This window comes from Pseudomonas sp. HMSC057H01 (genome assembly GCF_001836405.1).
Lineage (GTDB): Bacteria > Pseudomonadota > Gammaproteobacteria > Pseudomonadales > Pseudomonadaceae > Pseudomonas > Pseudomonas aeruginosa.
The window spans coordinates 509,660-530,519 of the sequence record NZ_KV828512.1 but is presented as its reverse complement, the minus strand read 5'-3'; the positions used below and the strand labels follow the sequence as shown (position 1 = coordinate 530,519).

Sequence of the window (20,860 nt, the reverse complement as noted above, 5' to 3'; positions counted from 1 at the left end):
CGGGCCTGTGATATAACACCGCGATCACGTCCACAAGCAAGGGCCAACCCCATGAGCCACAAGGCCGAAACGGCATTCGTGCCGTTGAACATCGCCGTCCTGACCGTCAGCGATACCCGTACCCTGGAAACCGATACCTCAGGCCAGTTGTTCGTCGACCGCCTGACCGAGGCCGGGCACAACCTGGCCGCTCGCGTGCTGCTGAAGGATGACCTGTACCGGATCCGCGCACAGGTCGCGACCTGGATCGCCGAGGACAGCGTGCAGGTCGTGCTGATCACCGGCGGCACCGGTTTCACCGGCCGCGACAGCACCCCGGAAGCGGTGGCCTGCCTGCTGGACAAGCAGGTGGACGGCTTCGGCGAGCTGTTCCGGCAGATTTCGCTGGCCGACATCGGTACCTCCACCATCCAGTCGCGGGCCCTGGCCGGGCTTTCCAACGGTACCCTGGTCTGTTGCCTGCCGGGCTCCACCAATGCCTGCCGCACTGCCTGGGAAGGCATCCTCGTCGAGCAACTGGACGCCCGTCATCGCCCGTGCAACTTCGTCCCGCACCTGAAACAGGCGGCGCCCTGCGAGAGCCGCGGGTGAGCGGCTGCTGCGAACAGCCGGGGCTGATGCCGGTCGAGACGGCGCTGGAACGGCTCCTCGAACTGGCCGCGCAAACGCCTATCGATACGTGTGAGCAGGTGCCCCTGGAGCAGGCTGGCGGCCGCGTGCTGGCGGTCGACCTGCTGGCCGGCCTGGACCTGCCGCCGTGGCCGAACAGCGCCATGGACGGCTACGCCTTGCGACTCGCCGACTGGAACGGCGAGCCACTGCCGGTCAGCCAGAAGATCTTTGCCGGACAGGCGCCGGAGCCGCTGCAAGCGGGTACCTGTGCGCGGATCTTCACCGGTGCGCCGCTGCCGGAAGGCGCCGATCTGGTAGAGATGCAGGAAAACGCCGAAGCGCTCGACGATGGCCGCGTGCGCTTCACCCAGCCGTTGCGCGCGGGCCAGCATGTGCGCCCGCGTGGCCAGGAAATCCGCCAGGGCGACCTGGTCCTGCCGGCCGGCACGCGCCTGCGCTCCATCGAACTGGGGCTGGCGGCTTCGCTCGGCTGCGCGACCCTGGAGGTGCGACGCAAGCCGCGGGTGGCGCTGCTGTCCACCGGCGACGAGCTGGTCGAGGCGGGCCAGCCGCTGCAGGCCGGGCAGATCTACAACAGCAACCGCCCGTTGCTCAAGGATTGGCTGCAACGCCTGGGCTGCGACGTGCTCGACGCCGGTATCCTTCCCGACGACCTGGCACGTACCCGCGAGCGCCTGGCCGGGTTGGCCGGGGTGGACCTTATCCTTTCCACTGGCGGCGTATCGGTGGGCGAGGCCGACTTCCTCGGCATGGCGCTGCGCGAAGCCGGCGAGCTGACCCTCTGGAAGCTGGCGATAAAACCCGGCAAGCCGCTGATCGTCGGCCAGTTCCAGGGCATCCCGGTGATCGGCCTGCCGGGCAATCCGGCTTCAACCCTGGTCACCTTCGCCCTGCTGGCGCGTCCCTACCTGCTGCGCCGGCTCGGCGTGGCGCAGGTCGCGCCGCTGCGGGTGGAGGTACCGGCCGGCTTCGCCTGGACCAAGGCGGGGCAGCGTCGCGAGTACCTGCGTGGTCGCCTGGAGCAGGGCCGCGCGGTGCTCTATCCGAACCAGAGTTCCGGGGTACTGCGCAGCGCTTCCTGGGCCGAGGGGCTGGTGGAGGTCCGCGAGGGACGTACCCTCGTGGAAGGCGAGGGCGTGGCGTTCATTCCGCTGAGCGAACTGCTCGACTGAGCCGACGGTGGCCGGATGGCCGCCGTTCTCATTGCGCCGCCGGCTCCTTCCGCCGTTGCCGGTACTCGCCGGGCGTCTGCCCGGTCCAGCCCTTGAAACTGCGATGGAACGAGCGGGACTCGGTGAAGCCCAGGTACTGGGCGATGTCCTGGATCGGCAGCTCGCTATGCAGCAGGTAGTGCTCGGCCAGTTCGCGGCGCAGTTCGTCGAGGGTCTGCTGGTAGCTGCTGCCGGCTTGCTGCAGGTGGCGTTGCAGGGTGCGTACGGTCATGCCGAACTTCTCCGCCACCCGTTCCTTGCGCGGCAGGCCGTCCTTGAGTAGCTGGCGCAGGGCGTTCTTCACCCGCAGCGGCAGCGGCTCGTCATCGTCCAGCTCGGCCATCAGCGCCAGGGCATGTTCTTCCAGGGTGCGCAGCAGCGTCGCGTCGGCCTGGCGCAGCGGCAGCGCCAGGTAGTCCAGTGGTACCAGCAGCGCCGAACAGGGTTGGGTGAAGCGCACCGGACAGCCGAAGAAGGTCTCGTAGTCTTCCACGCGGGTTCCGTCCGGCAGGTCGTGTTCCAGCCAGACCTCGTCCGGCGAACCTTCCAGGTCGGCGATCCAGCGCGCGTAGAGGACCCAGGAAGCCAGGACGTGCTCGACCATGTGGCGCCGTACCAGGGGTGTCTGGTGGCGGCAGTTCCAGATCAGCCGGACCTGCCCGCCGGCCGCCTCGATGCGGCTGGTGCCCATGTCGCCGACCAGCTTCTCGTAGGGCGTGATGCGGCTCATGGCCTCGCCCAGGGTGGCGCAGTTCATCGCGATGTAGCCGAGCACGCTCCAGGAGCCGGGCTGGACGAAGCGCGCCGAATGCAGGCCGAACAGGGGATCACCGGAATGCTCGCAGAAATAGCCGAGCAGGCGCTCGTGGGCTTCGCCCGGCAGGCGCTGGCGATTGTCGTTGAGCTGGTCGGCCTGGAGGCCGGCGGCGGCCAGGGCAGGGGCGATGTCCAGGCCGAGCCGTTCGGCGTGGCGCAGGTACTTCAGCAGGGCCGGAACCGAGGTGGAGCCAAGGGTCTGCATGGTCGTTGTTCTTGTCGTGGCGGGTGGAACAGGCCGTCCGGCGTGCGTGCCGGCTGTCTTGATCGGTCACAGGGAGTGTCTCGATCCGACAGTGACAGGCGAGGGCGGCTGGCTAGTATAGGCAGCCAGAAAGGTTCCGATAAACAGGTTGCCGCGACAAGCGAGGGGAGAGGTTCATGCGTCGTTGGAATGGCTGGGGCGAAGAAAGCACCGTGGTCGAATTGCCGGACAGCGCCCGTGGGTTCCTGGCGGAACTGGTCGGGCAGGGCGCACGCTTGCCGGACGCCAGCCTGGAGGCGGCGCTGGCGAAGGTCCCGGCATCGCGCCTGGAGGCCGATCCGCGCTACAGCATCGCCCCCCGTGAGCGTCTGCTGCATGCCCGCGGGCAGAGCCTGCCGGACTGGCTGGCGATGCGCGAGGGCGACTTCGGCGTCTACCCGGACGCCGTGGCCTATCCGGAAACCGCCGAGCAGATCCGCGAGTTGCTGGCCCTGGCCGACTCCCGCGACCTGCAACTGATTCCCTATGGCGGCGGTACTTCCGTGGCCGGCCATATCAATCCGCAAGCCTCGCGGCGGCCGGTACTGACGGTCTCGCTGGAGCGCATGAACCGCCTGATCGATCTGGACCGCGAGAGCCTGGTCGCGACCTTCGGCCCCGGCGCCGCCGGCCCGCAGGTGGAGAGCCAGTTGCGTGCGCTGGGCTACACGCTCGGGCATTTCCCGCAGTCCTGGGAGTTGTCGACCCTCGGTGGCTGGGTCGCCAGCCGCTCCAGTGGCCAGCAGTCGCTGCGCTATGGGCGGATCGAACAACTTTTCGCCGGCGGGACCCTGGAGACCTTCGCCGGGCCGCTTGAAATCGCTACCTTCCCGGCATCCGCGGCGGGACCGGACCTGCGCGAACTGGTGCTGGGCTCTGAGGGACGCTTCGGGATCATTTCCTCGGTGAAGGTGCGGGTCTCGCCGCTGGCCGAGGACGAGCGCTTCTACAGCGTCTTCCTGCCGAACTGGCAGCAGGCCCTGCAAGCCACCCGCGAGCTGGCCCAGGCGCGCGTGCCGCTGTCGATGCTGCGCCTGTCCAACGCCGTGGAAACCATGACCCAGCTGGCCCTGGCCGGCCATCCCGGACAGATCGCCTGGCTGGAGAAATACCTGGCACTGCGCGGCGCGGGCGAGGGCAAGTGCATGCTGACCTTCGGCGTGACCGGCAACCGTCGGCAGAACGGATTGTCGCTGAGCCAGGCGAAGGCCTTGCTGAAACGCTTCGGCGGGGTCTTCACCGGCACCCTGCTGGGGCGCAAGTGGGCGCAGAACCGCTTCCGCTTCCCCTACCTGCGCGAGGCCCTGTGGCAGGCGGGCTACGCCGTGGACACCCTGGAGACCGCCACCGACTGGAGCAACGTCGACGGCCTGCTGCAGAAGATCGAGGCCAGCCTGCGCGACGGCCTGGCCGCCGAGGGCGAGAAGGTCCATGTGTTCACCCACCTCTCGCATGTCTATGGCGAGGGGTCGAGCATCTATACCACCTACGTGTTCCGTCCTGCCGCGAGCTATGCGGCGACGCTGGAGCGCTGGAAGCGTCTCAAGCATGCGGCCAGCCAGGCGATCGTCGACAATCGCGGCACCATCAGCCACCAGCATGGCGTTGGCAAGGACCACGCACCCTACCTGCCCCGCGAGAAGGGCGAACTGGGCGTCGCCGCGCTGCGTGCCATGGCCGGTCACTTCGACCCGGCCGGGCGGCTCAACCGCGGCACCCTGCTGCAGGACTGAGCGGAATGACTTCAGCCTGGAACGAGGAGTGGCGTCGCCGCCGCCTGCCGGCGCTGGCGGGGCAGGAGTGGGACCTGATCGTGGTCGGCGGCGGCATCAGCGGTGCCGGCATCCTCCGCGAAGCCGCGCGGCGCGGCTGGCGCTGCCTGCTGCTGGAGCAGCGGGACTTCGCCTGGGGCACCTCGAGTCGCTCGTCGAAGATGGTCCATGGCGGCCTGCGCTACATCGCCAAGGGTCAGTGGCGGCTGACCCGCGACTCGGTGCGCGAGCGCCAGCGGCTGCTCGGCGAGGCGCCTGGGCTGGTAGAGCCGTTGAGCTTCGTGATGGCCCACTACCGCGGCGGCTTTCCCGGCCCGCGGCTATTCGGCGGCCTGCTGAGCGTCTACGACGCCCTTGCCGGGCGGCGCAACCACCGTTTCTACGACGCCGCCACGTTGCGCTACCTGGCGCCGGGCCTGAAGGAACAACGGCTGCTCGGCGGCACGCGATTCTTCGATGCGGTGACCGACGATGCGCGCCTGGTGCTGCGGGTGCTGGCCGAGGCGCGTCACGACGGCGGCGAGGCATTCAACGGCATGCGTGTGCGCGAATTGCTGCGCGAGGGCGGCCAGGTGGTCGGCCTGCGCGCCGAGGACCGCGAGAGCGGCGAGCTTCTCGACTTTCGCTGCCGTGCCCTGGCGGTGGCCACCGGGGCCTGGGCCGATGAGTTGCGCCAGCCCGGCGGAAGCGAGCACATCCGCCCGCTGCGCGGTAGCCATCTATTGCTGCCGGCCTGGCGCCTGCCGGTTGCCCATGCCTTCAGCTTCATGCACGCCACGGACCGGCGACCGGTGTTCGTGTTCCCCTGGGAGGGCGCGACGGTGGTCGGCACCACCGATCTCGACCATCGCGACGGCCTTGGGGAGGACGCGCGGATCAGCCGCGCCGAACTCGACTACCTGCTGGCGGCCTGCGCCCAGCAGTTTCCCGCCGCTGCCATCGAGGCGTGCGACGTGCTGTCTACCTGGGCCGGCGTGCGACCGGTGGTCAGCAGCGGCGACGACAGCGGCAAGCCTTCCGACGAGAAACGCGAGCATGTGCTCTGGCGCGAGCCGGGCTGCGTGACCCTGGCCGGCGGCAAGCTGACCACCTTCCGGCCGCTGGCGGTGGAGGTGCTACAAGCCTGCGCGCCGCTGCTCGGGCGCACGGTCACGGACGATGGCGCGGCGGTGTTCGGCGCCTGCGAAGGCCCGCTCATCGACGGGCTCGGCAGCGGCCAGCGACGCCGCCTGGCCGGTCGCTACGGACGCGACCTGGTCCGCCTCAAGCGGCTGGTGGACACCCTCGGAACGGACTGCGTGGGTGCCAGCGAAACGCTATGGGCCGAACTGGCGTTCGCCGCCGAGGCGGAAATGGTGCTGCATCTCGACGACCTGCTGTTGCGCCGCACCCGCCTCGGCCTGCTGTTGCCCGGAGGCGGCGCGGCATACCTGCCGCGTATCCGCGCACTCTGCCAAGCGCGCCTGGGCTGGGACGACCCGCGCTGGGAACGTGAGCAACAGGCCTATCTGGACCTCTGGCGCCGGCACTACAGCCTGCCCGTCTGACCAGCCGAGACGAGAACGAGATGAACGACAAGAACTATCTGCTGGCGATCGACAATGGCACCCAGAGCGTGCGCGCCCTGCTGTTCGACTTGCAGGGCAACCTGCTGGGCAAGGGCAAGGTGGAGCTGGAGGCCTACTACTCGAAGCATCCGGGCTGGGCCGAACAGGACCCCGAGTACTACTGGGCGATGCTCGGCGAGGCCTGTCGGCGGCTCTGGGACCAGGTGGACATCGATCGCGGGCTCATCCGCGGGGTGTCGCTGACCACCCAGCGCGGTACGGTGATCCACGTCGATGCCGAGGGCAGGCCGTTGCGGCCGGCGATCCTCTGGCTCGACCAGCGCCGGGCGGAGGTCCGCGAGCGCATCAGGGGGCCGTGGGGCTGGCTGTTCAAGCTGGTCGGCGCCGAGGGCGCGGTGGAGCATTTCCGCGCCCAGGCCGAGGTCAACTGGGTGGCCCAGGAGCAGCCGGAGATCGCCGCGAAGACCGACAAGGTGTTGCTGCTTTCCGGCTTTCTCAGCCACCGCCTGACCGGCCGTTTCGTCGACTCGGTGGGGTGCTGCGTTGCCTACCTGCCGTTCGACTACAAGCGCCTGCGCTGGGCCGCGCCGCGCGACTGGAAATGGCAGGCGCTGGCGGTACGCCGCGAGCAGTTGCCGGAGCTGTTCAAGCCGGGCGAGCGGCTCGGCGAGATCAGCGCCGAGGCCAGCCGGCACACCGGCATTCCGCAAGGCCTGCCGTTGATCGCCGCGGGGGCCGACAAGGCCTGCGAGGTGCTCGGCGCAGGTGCGTTGGAGCCCACCATCGCCTGCCTCTCCTACGGCACCACGGCGACCATCAACACCACTCGCGCCCGCTACCTGGAAACCGTGCCGCTGATTCCACCCTATCCGGCGGCGATTCCCGATCATTTCAATACCGAGGTGATGATCTATCGCGGCTACTGGATGGTCAGCTGGTTCAAGCGCGAGTTCGGCTTGCGCGAGATGCAGCAGGCGCGCGAGCAGGGGGTCGAGCCGGAGCAACTGTTCGACGAACTGGTCAACGGCGTGCCGCCCGGCTCGATGGGCCTGACCCTGCAACCCTACTGGTCGCCGGGAATCCGCGAACCGGGACTGGAGGCCAAGGGGGCGATGATCGGTTTCGGCGACGTGCATACCCGGGCACACATCTACCGGGCCATCCTCGAGGGCCTGGCCTATGCCCTGCGCCAGGGCAAGGAGCGCATCGAGAAGCGTTCGGGCACGCCGATCGTGCGCCTGCGCGTGGCCGGCGGCGGCTCGCAGAGCGACGCGGCGATGCAGCTCACCGCCGACATCTTCGGCCTGCCGGCCGAGCGCCCGCATGTCTACGAGGCGTCCGGCCTGGGTGCGGCGATCGACTGCGCGGTGGGGCTCGGCCTCTATCCGGACGTCGCCAGCGCGGTGGCCGGGATGACCCGCGTCGGCCGGGTTTTCCTGCCCCAGGCGGAAGCCCGGCAGATCTACCAGCGGCTCTATGGCGAGGTCTACCTGCGCATGTATCGCCAGTTGCGCCCGCTCTACCGCAGCATTCGCGAGATTACCGGCTACCCTGCCTGAACCGGGCGCCGCACTTCCGTCCCGGATACGCGGTCAATAGGCAAAGACAAGGCCACGACGAGGGGTTCGGTTCGATGGACAAGGACAAGGTTCTGCTGGTCCTGCATGGCAAGCAGGCGGGCAACGAAGAGGTTCGTGCCGCGGTCGCGGCGCAGCGCGAGGCCGGGCGGGAGCTGGCGGTGCGGGTAACCTGGGAGGACGGCGACGCCCGGCGCATCGTCGAGGAGGCGCTGGCGGCCGGCTTTGCGACGCTGGTCGCCGGCGGTGGCGACGGCACGCTGCGCGAGGTGGCCGAAGCGCTGGCGCGCGGGCGAGGCGAGGCGAGCCTGGCGATCCTGCCGCTGGGCACCGCCAACGATTTCGCCCGCGCCGCCGGGATTCCCCTGGAGCCGGCCGCGGCGCTGGCGCTGCTCGACCAGACGGCGCGGCCGATCGACCTGGGCGCGGTGAACGGCAAGCTGTTCCTCAACATGGCCACTGGCGGCTTCGGTTCGAAGGTCACGGCGAATACCTCGGAGGACCTGAAGAAGGTTCTCGGCGGTGCCGCCTACCTGTTGACCGGGTTGACCCGTTTTTCCGAAGTGCATGCCGCCCAGGGCCGTTTCAGCGCCCCGGACTTCCAGTGGGAAGGCGAGTTCCTCGCCCTGGGCATCGGTAACGGGCGCCAGGCCGGCGGCGGGCACGTACTGTGTCCGCAAGCGCGAGTGGACGACGGCCTGCTGGACGTGAGCATCCTGCCGACGCCGCAGGACATGGTCGGTACCCTGGGCACCCTGCTCGGCGGTGGCAACGGAGTGGAAAGCCTGTTCGTCCGCGCGCGGGTGCCATGGCTGGAAGTGGAGGCGGCGGAAGGTCTCGACGTCAATCTCGACGGCGAGCCGCTGGAAGGACGCAAGCTGCGTTTCTCGGTTTCCCCGGGCGCGCTGCGCGTGCACTTGCCGGCCGGTTCGCCGTTGTTGCGCGAGCCGCCGCGCGAGGACTGAGGGCGGGGCCGACTGATCCGCTGCCTGGAGTGGCGTCTGTGTCTTGTCGGCCTTTCCCGCGACACCGTATAACAGCATCTTTCCACCAAGGATGCTGGTTCCATGTTCCGTCTCTCCGCGCTGTACCGCTATCCGATCAAGTCTTCCGCCGCCGAGTCCCTGGAGCGCGTCGCGCTCGATGCGCTGGGCGTGGTCGGCGACCGACGCTGGATGGCGGTGGACACCGAAACCGGACGTTTCTTCACCCAGCGCCTGCTGCCGCAGCTGGGGCGTATCCAGGCGCGCTGGGCGGCGCCGGAGGTCCTGCGGCTGAATGCGCCGGGGATGTCCGAGCTGAGCCTCGAAGTACCGGCAGCCGACGCCAACCTGCGTGGCGTCACGGTCTGGCGCGATACCTTGCAGGCGCCGGATGCCGGCGACGCCGCAGCGGACTGGCTGACGCGCTTCCTCGGCCGCCCGACGCGCCTGGTGCACATTCCCGAGGCGCGCGCGCGGCAGGTCGATACCGGCTACGCCGAGCCGGGGCAGAAGGTGCATTTCGCCGACGGTTTCCCGCTGCTGCTGATCGGCCAGGCTTCGCTCGACGACCTCAGCCAGCGGGTCGGCCGGCCGTTGGAGATGCTGCGCTTCCGTCCCAACCTGGTGGTGGAAGGCAGCGCCGCGTTCGCCGAGGACGGCTGGAAACGCATCCGCATCGGCTCGGTCGAGTTCGTCGTGGCCAAGCCCTGTTCCCGCTGCATCCTCACCACCCTGGATCCGGCGACCGGCGAGCGCAACGAGGACCGCGAGCCGCTGACGACCCTGAAGACCTACCGGGAAAAGGATGGCGCGGTGCTGTTCGGGCAGAACCTGATTGCGCTAGGACAGGGCAGCCTGGAGGTGGGGATGCCGGTGGAAATCCTCGACTGAGGAACGGTCGCCCGCCGTTGCGGCGGGCGGCCATTGCCGGCGATCAGAGCTTGGCGTCGACGCAACCGGTGCTCAGGCACTCGCGCTCGCGTTCGCGGAGGAAGTCGAGGCGCTGGCGGGTCTTCTCGGTGGCGCAGTCGAGATTGACGAAATAACCGTTGTCCTTGCTTTCGCTGCAGGCCGCGTCGCGCTCCTTGATCCAGGCGATCTGGCTCTTCTTCAGCAGGGCTTTCTGGCCGTCGTTCAGGTGCTTGCGCAGGGTGCCGAACTGCTGGTTCAGCTCGCGGTCGGCCTGGGAAAACTCGCCGCTGCGGCAATACACGCTGTCGAAGGCGTTGCGCGGCGTACCGCAGGCGTCGGCGGCCAGGGCGCCGTCGGCGAGCAGCAGGCTGGAGGCGGCGAGCAGGGCGGTAGCGAGGGGCTTGTTCATCTTGAGGTCCTTTTCAAGGTACTGGAAAGGCCCGGGCGTCCGGGCCGGGTTGGGGGTCAGAAATCGTCGAAGTAGCGTTCGTGCCAGTCGACGATGGGCTGCGGCGCATTGAGCTTCTGCCCGTAGATCACCGCATAGGACAGCACGTTCTGCACGTACTGGCGAGTCTCGTCGAACGGAATGGTCTCGATCCACACGTCGAAGGCCAGGTGGCGGGTATCTTTCAGCCACTGGCGGACGCGGCCCGGACCGGCGTTGTAGGCGGCCGAGGCGAGTACCCGGTTGCCGTTGAACTGTCCATGCACCTGGCTCAGGTAGGCGGCGCCGAGGCGGATGTTGACGTCGGGCACGATCAGTTGCTGGGTCGAGGCCAGCGGGATGCCGAACTTGCGCGAGGTCTCCTTGGCGGTGCCGGGCATCAGCTGCATCAGTCCGGTGGCGCCGACTCCGGAACGGGCATCGGACATGAACGCGCTTTCCTGCCGGGTGATGGCGAAGATCCAGCTGGAGTGCAGGCCGCGGTTCTTCGCTTCGCGCACCAGGGTGGCGCGGTGCGCCATCGGGAAGCGGATGTCCAGGTCGTCCCAGTACTGCGCCTGGCTGATCGAGCGGATCGCCGGGAAATACCACTGCATGTCGTAGGCCAGCCTGGCCTGGGCGATCAGCTCGTCGTGATCGAACAGGCGCGCGGCGTGGTACCACTCGCGGCGGGCGTTGATCACTTCGCCACGGTTGAAGAACTCCATGGCCCGGCGCGTGCTGGCGGCGTTGCGTACGCGTTGCAGGACGCGCGGGTCGATGTGCGCAGGGCGGTTGCCGAGCTTGTACGGCACGCTCAGGCGGTCGGCGGCGAGGAAACCGTAGAAGTCGCGCTCGCCGGCGAGCTTCTGGTACAGCGCGATCGGCTCCTTGCTGTTCGGCTGTGCCAGTTGCAGGCTGCGTGCCTGCCAATAGCGCCAGCGGCTGGTGGCGGCGAGATCCTGGGGCAGCTTGCGGGTCAGCGCATAGGCTTCGTCCCAGCGGCCCAGGCGCAGCAGCAGGCGGGTGCGCCATTCGGTGACGGTGTTGTCGCGCAGGCCGGGATCGTACTGGGTCATCAGCGGCAGTGCACGCGGATCGAATCGCTTGGCCAGGCTGAGACCGATCTCGCGGGCGATGGCGACCTTCTCGTCGCTGGAGAAGGGTAGCGCCGAGCTGTAGTAGTCGAGCAGGCTCAGGGCCTTTTCCGGGTCCTGCCGCGCCAGGCGGCGCAGGCCGAGACCGACCACGTCGGCGGTGGCATGGTCGCGCTGGCTGAAGCGGCCGGTCTGGCTCAGCTGGGCGGGGTTCTGCGCCACGCTGACCATCAGCGCGCCCTGGTTGCCGAGGGTCGGCAGGCGCTGCGCGAGGTGCGAGGCGAGGCTGTAGTTGCGCGCTTCGGCGGCCAGCTTGAGGCGTTTCCAGACCTTTTCCTCGGTGAGCTGGCCTTCGCCCTGCCAGAGGCCGAACAGGGTGTCGCAGGCAGCCGGCTGCGACTTGCCGACCAGCCACAGGCGTTCGCTGGTGGCGTAGCCTTCGGCCTTCTGGCCGTGGCCCAGCTGGTACTGGCCATACAGGCAGTCGAGTTCGGTGAAGTTCAGCTTCGGATCGTAGTAGTTGACGAAGGTCTTCCAGTCGCCGCGGTCGGCCAGCAGGCGCAGCCAGCGCAGTTTCAGCCAGCCGATCTGCGGCAGGTCGCCGTGTTCGGTGAGGAAGCGCTCGACCTCCTCGTTGCTGGCGGACTTCAGCCGATGGGTCAGTTCGTCGTAGGCCAGGTAGGGTTCCAGCGGGTAATCGCGCAGGGCGCTGCGCGAGGCCATGTAGGGCGCGCTGTTGCCCTTGGCCAGGGCGGCCTTGGCCTGGTCGTAGAGACGGCGTTGTTCGGTCAGGGAAGCGGCGTGGGCCGCGTCGACGGAGGAAATACTGAGCAAAAGACAGGAAACGAGAGTGAACAGGCGACCGCGCATGACTTATCCGGGCAGGTGATGTCGGGTAACGTCGGCAGGTCCGCAACGGCTGCCTACGGGCGTTTCGACCGCTCGCGGGACTGGCGCGCGACCGCTGTCGCGGGGCGCGCCCGAAGCCGGGCGGATGGCTCGCCTAAGCTTAGCCGTTGCGGCATGGCGGTGAAAGCGCCGTGCCATCCGATGCCTATCCGGCGTAAAATGCGCGCCCTGTTTCCGGAGGCGCCCATGACCCTGCTCAAGTTCACCGATGTATCCCTTGCCTTTGGCACCACTCCCTTGCTGGACAAGGTGTCGTGGCAGATCGGCCGTGGCGAGCGGGTCTGCGTGATCGGGCGCAACGGTACCGGCAAGTCCAGCCTGTTCAAGGTGGTCAAGGGCGAACAGCAGGCCGACGACGGCGAAGTCTGGCGCGCACCGGCGCTGAAGATCGGCGAATTGCCCCAGGAACTGCCGCGTGCCGACGAACGGACAGTGTTCGACGTGGTGGCCGAGGGTCTGGCGGAAGTCGGCAAGCTGCTCGCCGAGTACCACCACCTGAGCCAGAACATCCATACCGACGATGACCTGGCGCGCCTCTCGCGGGTCCAGCAGGAACTCGAGGCGCGCGATGGCTGGCGCCTGCAGCAACTGGTGGACAGCACCCTCAGCCGCCTGCAGTTGCCGGCCGACAAGACCCTCGCCGAACTCTCCGGCGGCTGGCGTCGGCGCGTGCTGCTGGCCCAGGCGCTGGTCGCCGAGCCGGACCTGCTGCTGCTCGACGAACCGACCAACCACCTGGACATCGGCGCCATCGCCTGGCTCGAGGAAGCGCTGCTGGGCTTCAACGGCGCGGTGCTGTTCATTACCCACGACCGCGCCTTCCTGCAATCCCTGGCGACCCGCATCCTCGAGCTGGATCGTGGCCACCTGATCGACTGGAACGGCGATTACGCCAGTTTCCTGGTGCACAAGGAACAGCAACTGGCCGCCGAAGAAGCTGCCAACGCATTGTTCGACAAGCGCCTGGCCCAGGAAGAAGTGTGGATCCGCCAGGGCATCAAGGCCCGCCGCACGCGCAACGAAGGGCGGGTTCGGGCACTGAAGGAAATGCGTCGCGAACGCGCCGAGCGCCGCGAGCGCCAGGGCAAGGCCAGCTTCCAGCTGGAAAGCGCGGACAAGTCCGGCAAGCAGGTGATCGTGGTGGAGCACGTCAGCTTCGCCCATCCCGGCGGCCAGCCGCTGGTACGCGACTTCTCCATGGTCCTGCAGCGCGGCGACCGTATCGGCCTGCTCGGCGCCAACGGTACCGGCAAGACCACCTTGCTCAAGCTGCTGCTTGGCGACCTGCAGCCGACCTCGGGCAAGATCGAGGTGGGCACCAAGCTGGAAGTGGCCTACTTCGACCAGTTGCGCCATCAGCTCGAACCCGAGCAGACGGTGATCGACAATATCTCCGAAGGCCGCGAGTTCATCACCATCGACGGCCAGAACCGGCATGTGCTCAGCTATCTCGGCGACTTCCTGTTCAGTCCGCAGCGCGCCCGCACCCCGGTGAAGGCGTTGTCCGGCGGCGAGCGCGCGCGCCTGTTGCTGGCCAAGCTGTTCAGCAAGCCGGCCAACCTGCTGGTGCTCGACGAACCGACCAACGACCTCGACGTGGAAACCCTGGAACTGCTGGAGGAAGTCCTGCTCGGCTTCCAGGGCACCGTGCTGATGGTCAGCCACGATCGGGCCTTCCTCGACAACGTGGTGACCAGCACCCTGGTCTTCGAGGGCGAGGGCAAGGTTCGCGAATTCGTCGGTGGCTACCAGGACTGGCTGCGCCAAGGGGGCACGCCGCGCCTGCTCGGCGTGAGCGAGTCGAAGAGCGGCAAGGCCGAGCTGAATACCGCGCTGGCGCCCGCCGCCGAACCCGCGCCGGCTGCTGCGGCGCCGAGCGAGGCGCCGGCGAAGAAAAAGCTCAGCTACAAGTTGCAGCGCGAGCTGGAGGCTTTGCCCGGGCAGATCGACGCGGTCGAGGCGGAGCTGGCGGGTGTCCAGGAAACCATCGCGGAGCAGGATTTCTATCTGCGCCCGCAGGACGAGCAGCGCGAAACCCTGGCGCGGCTGGACGCGTTGCAGCAGGAACTCGATGCCTTGCTCGAGCGCTGGGCCGAACTGGAAGACTGATCCATCTCGAAAAAAGTGAGCTGCATCAATGTGATAGCGGCTCATCTCGATGATCCTTGCGGGCCTTGCCGGCGGTGGGTGCAGTCCCCCGTCGGTCCCTCTGGCTGGCGTCATTGACGGGCCGGCCGTCTCCCGAGAAAGGATCAGTCCATGGCAATCGAGTACCGCATCACGCTGGACGACCAGCATCAGCTCAACTATCGCATCGAGCTGGAGCGGCACTACGACCCGCAGGCGGCTGCCGCAGCGCCGCGCTGGACGCGCCTGGAACACAATCGCTGCAGCAACTGCCCGCTCGATCGCGAACGCTACAGCCATTGTCCGGCGGCGGTCGACCTGCATGGGGTGATCGAGGATTTCCGCAACCTGCCGGCGTTCCGCAAGGCCGGCATCTGCGTGCGCACGCCGGAGCGCGAGTACATCAAGCAGGCGGGCCTGGAGGAAGGACTGCGCGCGCTGATCGGCTTGATCATGGCCAGCAGCGCCTGTCCGCTGCTGGCGCCGCTGAGGCCGATGGCCATGCAGCACCTGCCGTTCGCCAGCAACCAGGAGTTCGTGCTGCGGGTGGTGCCGCTGTACCTGATGCGCCAGTACTTCAACTTCCGCGAGGGGCGGCATGCCGATTGGGAACTGAAAGGGCTGGTGCGGCTGTTCCAGCAGTTGCAACTGGTCAACCAGGCGTTCTGGCAGCGAATCCACGACACCTGTGTCAGCGATTCCAACCTGAAGGCGTTCCTGACCTTCTTCTCGCTGTCGTCGAGCATCAGCTATTCGCTGGAAACCCAGTTGCAGAAGATCCGCCCGCTGGTGATGAGCGCCGAGGAAACGCTCGGCTGAGGCGCAGGCCCCGGCCGAGCGGGGAGAGATCAGGCTTTCTTCAGGTGCACCGCGAGCACGTCGCAGGGCGCGCCGTGCAGCACGTCGTTGGCAGTGGAACCGAGCAGCAGCGCCAGGCCGTGGCGACCGTGGCTGCCGACCACGATCAGGTCGCAGGCCTGTTCCGCGGCGAGGCGGTGGATTTCCTGGCGCGGTTGCCCGTAGACCAGGTGGCGCTGCTCGCTGCCGAGGTCCGGATAGCGTACGGCGAAGGCATCCAGGCGTTCACGGGCCTGGTCGAACTGCTGCTGCTGCAACATCGACAGGTCCATCGGCACGTCCCCACCGAAGGCCATGGCCATGGGCTCGACCACATGCACCACCGAGAGCCGGGCCTGGTTGCTGGTGGCCAGGGCCGCCGCACGCTTCATCACCGGGTCGCATTCGTCGGTCAGGTCGACGGCGACCAGAATGTGTTGATAGGGCATGAACGTCTCCTCCCAGAAGGGGATAGTGTTTTCATTATGGACTTTCGCGCCGCGCGTGGAACCTGTTCCGTTGCGCTGGGCAAAAAGCTGCTCCGCCGTGGTCGCATTCGCCTGTAAACTGCGCCTCCCTTGGCGACTGCGACCGATCCTGCCTGCGCGCGCGGATCGAGGCAAATGCCTTAACCGTTTTTCGAGTGTCCGTTCCTTATGACCACTTGGCTGGTGATCCTGCTGCTGGCTGTCATGCTCAGTCCCCTGGCCTGGCTGATGCCGTCCAACAGGCAGCGCGGCAAGATGGCCCTGCGCCTCGAGGCGCGCCGTCTCGGCCTGGCCATGCAGCTCGCGCGCCAGGATTGGCCGCATTGGCTGGAGAGCGCTCCGCCGACGTCCTGCGCGCAGTTCCACTGCCCGCGCCGACGCGGCCGGGAGGCCTGGTGCTATTGGCAGAATACCCCGGGCCAGTGGCTGAACCAGTGGCGCGAGCCGTGCGCGGACGATGAGTTGCTGGACGCCCTGCGCAGCCTCCCGGGGGATGTGTACAAGGTGGAGGCGACCGCCCAGTTCCTTGCCCTGTATTGGGGCGAGCGCGGCGATAGCGCCGACCTCGGGCGCATCGCCGAGTTTCTCCGCCAGCGCGCCTGAGGCGGCGCGCCGAGGTTCATTGGTTGCGCGCGGCATACAGCGCGGCGACCTTCTCCAGGCCATCGATGATCCGGTCTGCATTCTTGTTGACCAGGAACGGCACGCTGTTCTGGTTGTAGTTGCGCAGGGACTTCTCGATGTAGTGCCACTTGATCGCCACGCTGCGCAGCGCCCTGGCGATCTCCTCGTCGTTCTGCGGCGCCTGCTGCAGCTTCAACAGGTTGACCGAAAAGCGGCTGGCCAGGTCGTCCAGTGGACGCTCCTCGCCGCCGCCGAAGAAGCTGGCGCCTACCGACGCGTTGCGCGAGGCATAGTCCAGGGCAATGTCCTGCATCAGCAGGCTCTGTTCGCGGCTCTGCTCGGTGAGCGTCGGCACCGTGGCGGCGTTTTCCCGTTGCAGGCTGCGATACAACTGGCCGCCGAGGTCCATCAGTTGCTGGTTGCGCCGTGCCAGGTCGGCGACCGGTTGCAGGTCGCTGTAGCCCTTGGCGCGCACCGCGCCGGTCAGCTTGTCGAGGTCTTGCGCATAGTCCCGCCATTGCTCGCGAAGCTGGCCCAGCAGGCGCCGGGATTCGCTGCCGTTCACGCCGTCGAGTCGCTGCAGGCGGGCTTCCGCCGTCTGCGCCGAGCTTTCGATCAGGCTGGCGTAGCGTTGATCGCCTTCCTGGCCGACGTACATGAAGAAGGCGTTCAGGGATTTCTGCGTGGCGAGCCGCATCTGGTGCAGGGCGAGCAGGTCATCGGCGGTCCCTGCCGCGAAGACGGGGAGGCTCAGCAGGCCGAGCAGGGCCAGACAAAGAGTGAACGGACGGCAGATCATGGGTTCCATCTCCATGTGGCCCTGGAGGCCTTCTTGTTGTTCTTTTGTAACGGCCCGTGGCCGATCATGCATGGCGATCTGCGGCGACTCTAGCCTGCCTTTCCGCACCGGGACAAGCGCCCACGGCGCCGATCATCGAACATCTGAATGGTCCGACAGAGGCTGGCTGAATGGCCCTGCGCAGAGGGCCTGGAGGAGGGCAGGTGTTTTCCGGATGGCTGATTGACAATTCCCGGCTTTTGCCGGAATGTGTGCGCACCCAAGTCAAACGGGCGTATGAATCGAGCGTTTGCCTCGCGCAGGCCTCGACAATAGAGACCCGGTTATCGCGTCGGCGGGTGTGCCGAAGGGTTTGGGACTATGCTCGGCGGTTGCCGAAAGGGTCCCGACACGGCGTCCGATGTGTAAGTTCAAGCTTCCATAATAGCGTGGAGATCAGTTGATGATTTACCAAGGTAAAGCCATCACGGTTAAGCCTCTTGAGGGCGGCATCGTCGAGTTGAATTTCGATCTCAAGGGCGAGTCCGTCAACAAGTTCAACCGTCTCACCCTCAGTGAGTTGCGTGCGGCAGTCGATGCGATCAAGGCCGATGCATCGGTCAAGGGCGTGATCGTGACCAGCGGAAAGGACGTGTTCATCGTTGGTGCCGACATCACCGAGTTCGTTGACAACTTCCAGCTGCCCGACGAGGAACTGATGGCGGGCAACCTCGAAGCCAACAAGATCTTCAGCGACTTCGAAGACCTGGACGTACCCACCGTTGCCGCGATCAACGGCATCGCCCTCGGCGGCGGCCTGGAGATGTGCCTGGCCGCGGACTTCCGCGTGATGAGCGCGACCGCCAAGGTCGGCCTGCCGGAAGTCAAGCTGGGCATCTACCCGGGCTTCGGCGGCACCGTCCGCCTGCCGCGCCTGATCGGCTGCGATAACGCCGTCGAGTGGATCGCCTCGGGCAAGGAAAACAAGGCCGAGGACGCCCTGAAGGTCGGCGCCGTCGACGCCGTGGTCGCTCCCGAGCAACTGCAGGCCGCTGCCCTCGACCTGGCCAAGCGCGCCGTCGCCGGCGAGCTGGACCACAAGGCACGGCGCCAGCCGAAGCTGGAAAAGCTGAAGCTGAATGCAATCGAGCAGATGATGGCCTTCGAAACCGCCAAGGGCTTCGTCGCCGGCCAGGCCGGTCCGAACTACCCGGCGCCGGTGGAAGCCATCAAGAGCATCCAGAAGGCCGCCAACTTCGGCCGCGACAAGGCGCTGGAAGTCGAAGCCGCCGGCTTCGTCAAGCTGGCCAAGACCTCGGTCGCGCAGAGCCTGATCGGCCTGTTCCTGAATGACCAGGAACTGAAGAAGAAAGCCAAGAAATACGACGAAGTCGCCAAGGACGTGAAACTGGCCGCCGTGCTCGGCGCCGGCATCATGGGCGGCGGCATCGCCTATCAGTCGGCGCTCAAGGGCACCCCGATCCTGATGAAGGATATCCGCGAAGAGGGTATCCAGATGGGCCTGAACGAGGCCGCCAAGCTGCTCGGCAAGCGCGTCGAGAAGGGTCGCCTGACCCCGGCGAAGATGGCCGAGGCGCTCAATGGCATCCGTCCGACCATGTCCTATGGCGACTTCGGCAACGTCGACATCGTCGTCGAAGCCGTCGTCGAGAACCCCAAGGTCAAGCAAGCCGTGCTCGCCGAAGTGGAAGGCGCGGTGAAGGAAGACGCGATCATCGCCTCCAACACCTCGACCATCTCCATCAGCCTGCTGGCCCAGGCGCTGAAGCGTCCGGAAAACTTCTGCGGCATGCATTTCTTCAACCCGGTGCACATGATGCCGCTGGTGGAAGTGATCCGTGGCGAGAAGACCGGTGAAACCGCCATCGCCACCACCGTCGCCTACGCCAAGAAGATGGGCAAGAGCCCGATCGTGGTCAACGATTGCCCCGGCTTCCTGGTCAACCGCGTGCTGTTCCCGTACTTCGGCGGCTTCGCCAAGCTGCTGAGCTTCGGCGTCGACTTCGTGCGCATCGACAAGGTGATGGAGAAGTTCGGCTGGCCCATGGGCCCGGCCTACCTGTCCGACGTGGTCGGCATCGACACCGGCCACCATGGCCGCGACGTCATGGCCGAGGGCTTCCCGGACCGCATGGCGGTCGAGGGCAAGACCGCCGTCGACGTGATGTACGAGGCCAACCGCCTGGGCCAGAAGAACGGCAAGGGCTTCTACGCCTACGAGACCGACAAGCGCGGCAAGCCGAAGAAGGTCACCGATCCGCAGGCCTACGAAGTGCTCAAGCCGATCGTGGTCGAGCAGCGCGAAGTGACCGACGAGGACATCGTCAACTTCATGATGATCCCGCTGTGCCTGGAAACCGTGCGTTGCCTGGAGGACGGCATCGTCGAGACCGCTGCCGAGGCCGATATGGGCCTGATCTACGGCATCGGCTTCCCGCCCTTCCGTGGTGGTGCTCTGCGCTACATCGATTCGATCGGTGTCGCCGAGTTCGTGGCCCTGGCCGACAAGTACGCCGAGCTGGGCGCGCTGTACCACCCGACCGCGAAGCTGCGTGAAATGGCCAAGAACGGTCAGAAATTCTTCGGTTAATCGCGGAACGACTAGAGCGAGAGTGAATTTATGAGCCTGAATCCGAGAGACGTCGTCATTGTCGACTTCGGCCGCACCCCGATGGGTCGTTCCAAGGGTGGCATGCACCGCAACACTCGCGCCGAGACCATGTCGGCGCACCTGATCAGCAAGCTGCTGGAGCGTAACCCGAAGGTCGACCCGGCCGAAGTGGAAGACGTGATCTGGGGTTGCGTCAACCAGACCCTGGAACAGGGCTGGAACATCGCGCGCATGGCGTCGCTGATGACCCAGATCCCGCACACCAGCGCCGCGCAGACCGTCAGCCGCCTGTGCGGTTCGTCGATGAGCGCGCTGCACACCGCCGCCCAGGCGATCCAGACCGGCAATGGCGATGTATTCGTCATCGGCGGCGTGGAGCACATGGGCCACGTCGGCATGATGCATGGCGTCGACCCGAACCCGCACCTGTCCCTGTACGCCGCCAAGGCCTCGGGCATGATGGGCCTGACCGCGGAAATGCTCGGCAAGATGCACGGTATCAGCCGTGAGGCGCAGGACAAGTTCGGCGCGCGTTCGCACCAACTGGCCTGGAAGGCCACCCAGGAAGGCAAGTTCAAGGACGAGATCATCCCGATGGAAGGGTATGACGAGAACGGTTTCCTGAAAGTCTTCGACTTCGACGAGACCATTCGTCCGGAAACCACCGTCGAGACCCTGGCCCAGTTGAAGCCGGCGTTCAATCCGAAAGGCGGCACCGTGACCGCGGGGACCTCCTCGCAGATCACCGACGGTGCCTCCTGCATGATCGTGATGTCGGCCCAGCGCGCCCAGGACCTGGGCATCCAGCCGATGGCGGTGATCCGCTCCATGGCCGTGGCGGGTGTCGACCCGGCGATCATGGGCTACGGCCCGGTGCCGTCGACCAACAAGGCGCTCAAGCGCGCCGGCCTGACCATCGCCGACATCGATTTCGTCGAACTCAACGAAGCCTTCGCCGCCCAGGCCCTGCCGGTGCTGAAGGACCTCAAGCTGCTCGACAAGATGGACGAGAAGGTCAACCTCCACGGCGGCGCCATTGCCCTGGGTCACCCGTTCGGTTGCTCCGGTGCACGCATTTCCGGCACCCTGTTGAACGTGATGAAGCAGAACGGCGGTACCCTTGGCGTGTCCACCATGTGCGTGGGCCTGGGACAGGGTATCACCACCGTCTTCGAGCGCGTCTAAGCGTTCGTAGAAGGGGAAAGCCGGGGCCTCGTGCCCCGGC

At 67.0% G+C, this 20,860-nt stretch carries 17 protein-coding genes; 12 read left to right on the top strand and 5 right to left on the bottom strand.

Going from position 1 to position 20,860, the window contains the following annotated elements:
* Positions 1-51 precede the first annotated feature (51 nt).
* Both moaB and glp read left to right on the top strand, forming a co-directional pair.
* The gene (gene moaB, locus HMPREF2581_RS27390; RefSeq protein WP_003091240.1) at positions 52-591 is read left to right on the top strand and encodes a molybdenum cofactor biosynthesis protein B; all 540 of its coding nucleotides are present in this window, start codon (positions 52-54) and stop codon (positions 589-591) included.
* Positions 588-1,805, top strand: coding sequence for a molybdopterin molybdotransferase MoeA (gene glp, locus HMPREF2581_RS27385; RefSeq protein ID WP_003138573.1), 1,218 nt, complete (start codon positions 588-590; stop codon positions 1,803-1,805). Before moaB ends, glp begins: the two co-directional genes overlap by 4 nt.
* A gap of 28 nt (positions 1,806-1,833) precedes the next feature.
* On the opposite strand, the gene HMPREF2581_RS27380 is transcribed toward glp, so the two are convergent.
* Entirely contained in the window at positions 1,834-2,865 is a 1,032-nt protein-coding gene (locus HMPREF2581_RS27380; RefSeq protein ID WP_003091237.1) for an AraC family transcriptional regulator GliR, read from the bottom strand.
* A gap of 176 nt (positions 2,866-3,041) precedes the next feature.
* Between HMPREF2581_RS27380 and HMPREF2581_RS27375 the strand changes: the two genes are divergently transcribed.
* The 5 genes from HMPREF2581_RS27375 (at position 3,042) to HMPREF2581_RS27355 (ending at position 9,695) form a co-directional block, all read left to right on the top strand.
* The gene (locus HMPREF2581_RS27375) at positions 3,042-4,637 is read left to right on the top strand and encodes an FAD-binding oxidoreductase (RefSeq protein WP_003138574.1); all 1,596 of its coding nucleotides are present in this window, start codon (positions 3,042-3,044) and stop codon (positions 4,635-4,637) included.
* A gap of 5 nt (positions 4,638-4,642) precedes the next feature.
* Complete coding sequence (locus tag HMPREF2581_RS27370; protein WP_003138575.1) at positions 4,643-6,223, top strand: glycerol-3-phosphate dehydrogenase/oxidase; 1,581 nt, start codon at positions 4,643-4,645, stop codon at positions 6,221-6,223.
* Between the two features lie 20 nt (positions 6,224-6,243).
* Entirely contained in the window at positions 6,244-7,803 is a 1,560-nt protein-coding gene (locus tag HMPREF2581_RS27365) for an FGGY-family carbohydrate kinase (protein ID WP_003109491.1), read from the top strand.
* Between the two features lie 74 nt (positions 7,804-7,877).
* Positions 7,878-8,786, top strand: coding sequence for a lipid kinase YegS (yegS, locus tag HMPREF2581_RS27360; protein WP_003138576.1), 909 nt, complete (start codon positions 7,878-7,880; stop codon positions 8,784-8,786).
* A 102-nt stretch (positions 8,787-8,888) separates the two neighbouring features.
* Complete coding sequence (locus tag HMPREF2581_RS27355; protein ID WP_003113973.1) at positions 8,889-9,695, top strand: MOSC domain-containing protein; 807 nt, start codon at positions 8,889-8,891, stop codon at positions 9,693-9,695.
* A gap of 43 nt (positions 9,696-9,738) precedes the next feature.
* Here HMPREF2581_RS27355 and HMPREF2581_RS27350 read toward each other — a convergent pair whose 3' ends face one another.
* Together HMPREF2581_RS27350 and slt are read right to left on the bottom strand one after the other, a co-directional pair.
* Entirely contained in the window at positions 9,739-10,125 is a 387-nt protein-coding gene (locus tag HMPREF2581_RS27350; RefSeq protein WP_003091225.1) for a lysozyme inhibitor LprI family protein, read from the bottom strand.
* Positions 10,126-10,181: 56 nt separating this feature from the next.
* Entirely contained in the window at positions 10,182-12,110 is a 1,929-nt protein-coding gene (gene slt / locus HMPREF2581_RS27345) for a lytic transglycosylase Slt (RefSeq protein ID WP_003138578.1), read from the bottom strand.
* A gap of 225 nt (positions 12,111-12,335) precedes the next feature.
* On the opposite strand from slt, the gene HMPREF2581_RS27340 reads away from it, so the two are divergent.
* Positions 12,336-14,258, top strand: a complete 1,923-nt coding sequence (locus HMPREF2581_RS27340; RefSeq protein ID WP_003138580.1) for an ATP-binding cassette domain-containing protein — start codon at positions 12,336-12,338, stop codon at positions 14,256-14,258.
* Positions 14,259-14,408: 150 nt separating this feature from the next.
* On the top strand, positions 14,409-15,095 hold the full coding sequence (locus HMPREF2581_RS27335) for a DUF6901 family protein (RefSeq protein WP_003091213.1): 687 nt from the start codon (positions 14,409-14,411) through the stop codon (positions 15,093-15,095).
* 29 nt (positions 15,096-15,124) lie between these two features.
* Here the strand turns inward: HMPREF2581_RS27335 and HMPREF2581_RS27330 are convergent, their stop codons facing one another.
* Positions 15,125-15,562: a universal stress protein gene (locus HMPREF2581_RS27330; RefSeq protein WP_003091210.1), complete on the bottom strand. Its 438-nt coding sequence runs from the start codon at positions 15,560-15,562 to the stop codon at positions 15,125-15,127.
* 207 nt (positions 15,563-15,769) lie between these two features.
* On the opposite strand from HMPREF2581_RS27330, the gene HMPREF2581_RS27325 reads away from it, so the two are divergent.
* Positions 15,770-16,204, top strand: coding sequence for a hypothetical protein (locus HMPREF2581_RS27325; RefSeq protein WP_003109487.1), 435 nt, complete (start codon positions 15,770-15,772; stop codon positions 16,202-16,204).
* Positions 16,205-16,220: 16 nt separating this feature from the next.
* On the opposite strand, the gene HMPREF2581_RS27320 is transcribed toward HMPREF2581_RS27325, so the two are convergent.
* Positions 16,221-17,039: a hypothetical protein gene (locus HMPREF2581_RS27320; RefSeq protein WP_003138583.1), complete on the bottom strand. Its 819-nt coding sequence runs from the start codon at positions 17,037-17,039 to the stop codon at positions 16,221-16,223.
* 427 nt (positions 17,040-17,466) lie between these two features.
* On the opposite strand from HMPREF2581_RS27320, the gene fadB reads away from it, so the two are divergent.
* Together fadB and fadA are read left to right on the top strand one after the other, a co-directional pair.
* Complete coding sequence (gene fadB / locus HMPREF2581_RS27315; RefSeq protein WP_003091204.1) at positions 17,467-19,614, top strand: fatty acid oxidation complex subunit alpha FadB; 2,148 nt, start codon at positions 17,467-17,469, stop codon at positions 19,612-19,614.
* A 30-nt stretch (positions 19,615-19,644) separates the two neighbouring features.
* Positions 19,645-20,820 (top strand): acetyl-CoA C-acyltransferase FadA, encoded by a 1,176-nt coding sequence (gene fadA, locus HMPREF2581_RS27310; protein ID WP_003138585.1) that lies wholly within the window; start codon positions 19,645-19,647, stop codon positions 20,818-20,820.
* The last annotated feature ends 40 nt before the right edge of the window (positions 20,821-20,860 follow it).

What these genes read in the sequence shown, in the direction of transcription:
- moaB (WP_003091240.1), top strand. Translation starts at nt 52, where the DNA reads ATGAGCCACAAGGCCGAAACGGCATTCGTGCCGTTGAACATCGCCGTC.
- HMPREF2581_RS27380 (WP_003091237.1), bottom strand. Translation starts at nt 2,865, where the DNA reads ATGCAGACCCTTGGCTCCACCTCGGTTCCGGCCCTGCTGAAGTACCTG.
- HMPREF2581_RS27375 (WP_003138574.1), top strand. Translation starts at nt 3,042, where the DNA reads ATGCGTCGTTGGAATGGCTGGGGCGAAGAAAGCACCGTGGTCGAATTG.
- HMPREF2581_RS27370 (WP_003138575.1), top strand. Translation starts at nt 4,643, where the DNA reads ATGACTTCAGCCTGGAACGAGGAGTGGCGTCGCCGCCGCCTGCCGGCG.
- HMPREF2581_RS27365 (WP_003109491.1), top strand. Translation starts at nt 6,244, where the DNA reads ATGAACGACAAGAACTATCTGCTGGCGATCGACAATGGCACCCAGAGC.
- yegS (WP_003138576.1), top strand. Translation starts at nt 7,878, where the DNA reads ATGGACAAGGACAAGGTTCTGCTGGTCCTGCATGGCAAGCAGGCGGGC.
- HMPREF2581_RS27355 (WP_003113973.1), top strand. Translation starts at nt 8,889, where the DNA reads ATGTTCCGTCTCTCCGCGCTGTACCGCTATCCGATCAAGTCTTCCGCC.
- HMPREF2581_RS27350 (WP_003091225.1), bottom strand. Translation starts at nt 10,125, where the DNA reads ATGAACAAGCCCCTCGCTACCGCCCTGCTCGCCGCCTCCAGCCTGCTG.
- slt (WP_003138578.1), bottom strand. Translation starts at nt 12,110, where the DNA reads ATGCGCGGTCGCCTGTTCACTCTCGTTTCCTGTCTTTTGCTCAGTATT.
- HMPREF2581_RS27340 (WP_003138580.1), top strand. Translation starts at nt 12,336, where the DNA reads ATGACCCTGCTCAAGTTCACCGATGTATCCCTTGCCTTTGGCACCACT.
- HMPREF2581_RS27335 (WP_003091213.1), top strand. Translation starts at nt 14,409, where the DNA reads ATGGCAATCGAGTACCGCATCACGCTGGACGACCAGCATCAGCTCAAC.
- HMPREF2581_RS27330 (WP_003091210.1), bottom strand. Translation starts at nt 15,562, where the DNA reads ATGCCCTATCAACACATTCTGGTCGCCGTCGACCTGACCGACGAATGC.
- HMPREF2581_RS27325 (WP_003109487.1), top strand. Translation starts at nt 15,770, where the DNA reads ATGACCACTTGGCTGGTGATCCTGCTGCTGGCTGTCATGCTCAGTCCC.
- HMPREF2581_RS27320 (WP_003138583.1), bottom strand. Translation starts at nt 17,039, where the DNA reads ATGGAGATGGAACCCATGATCTGCCGTCCGTTCACTCTTTGTCTGGCC.
- fadB (WP_003091204.1), top strand. Translation starts at nt 17,467, where the DNA reads ATGATTTACCAAGGTAAAGCCATCACGGTTAAGCCTCTTGAGGGCGGC.
- fadA (WP_003138585.1), top strand. Translation starts at nt 19,645, where the DNA reads ATGAGCCTGAATCCGAGAGACGTCGTCATTGTCGACTTCGGCCGCACC.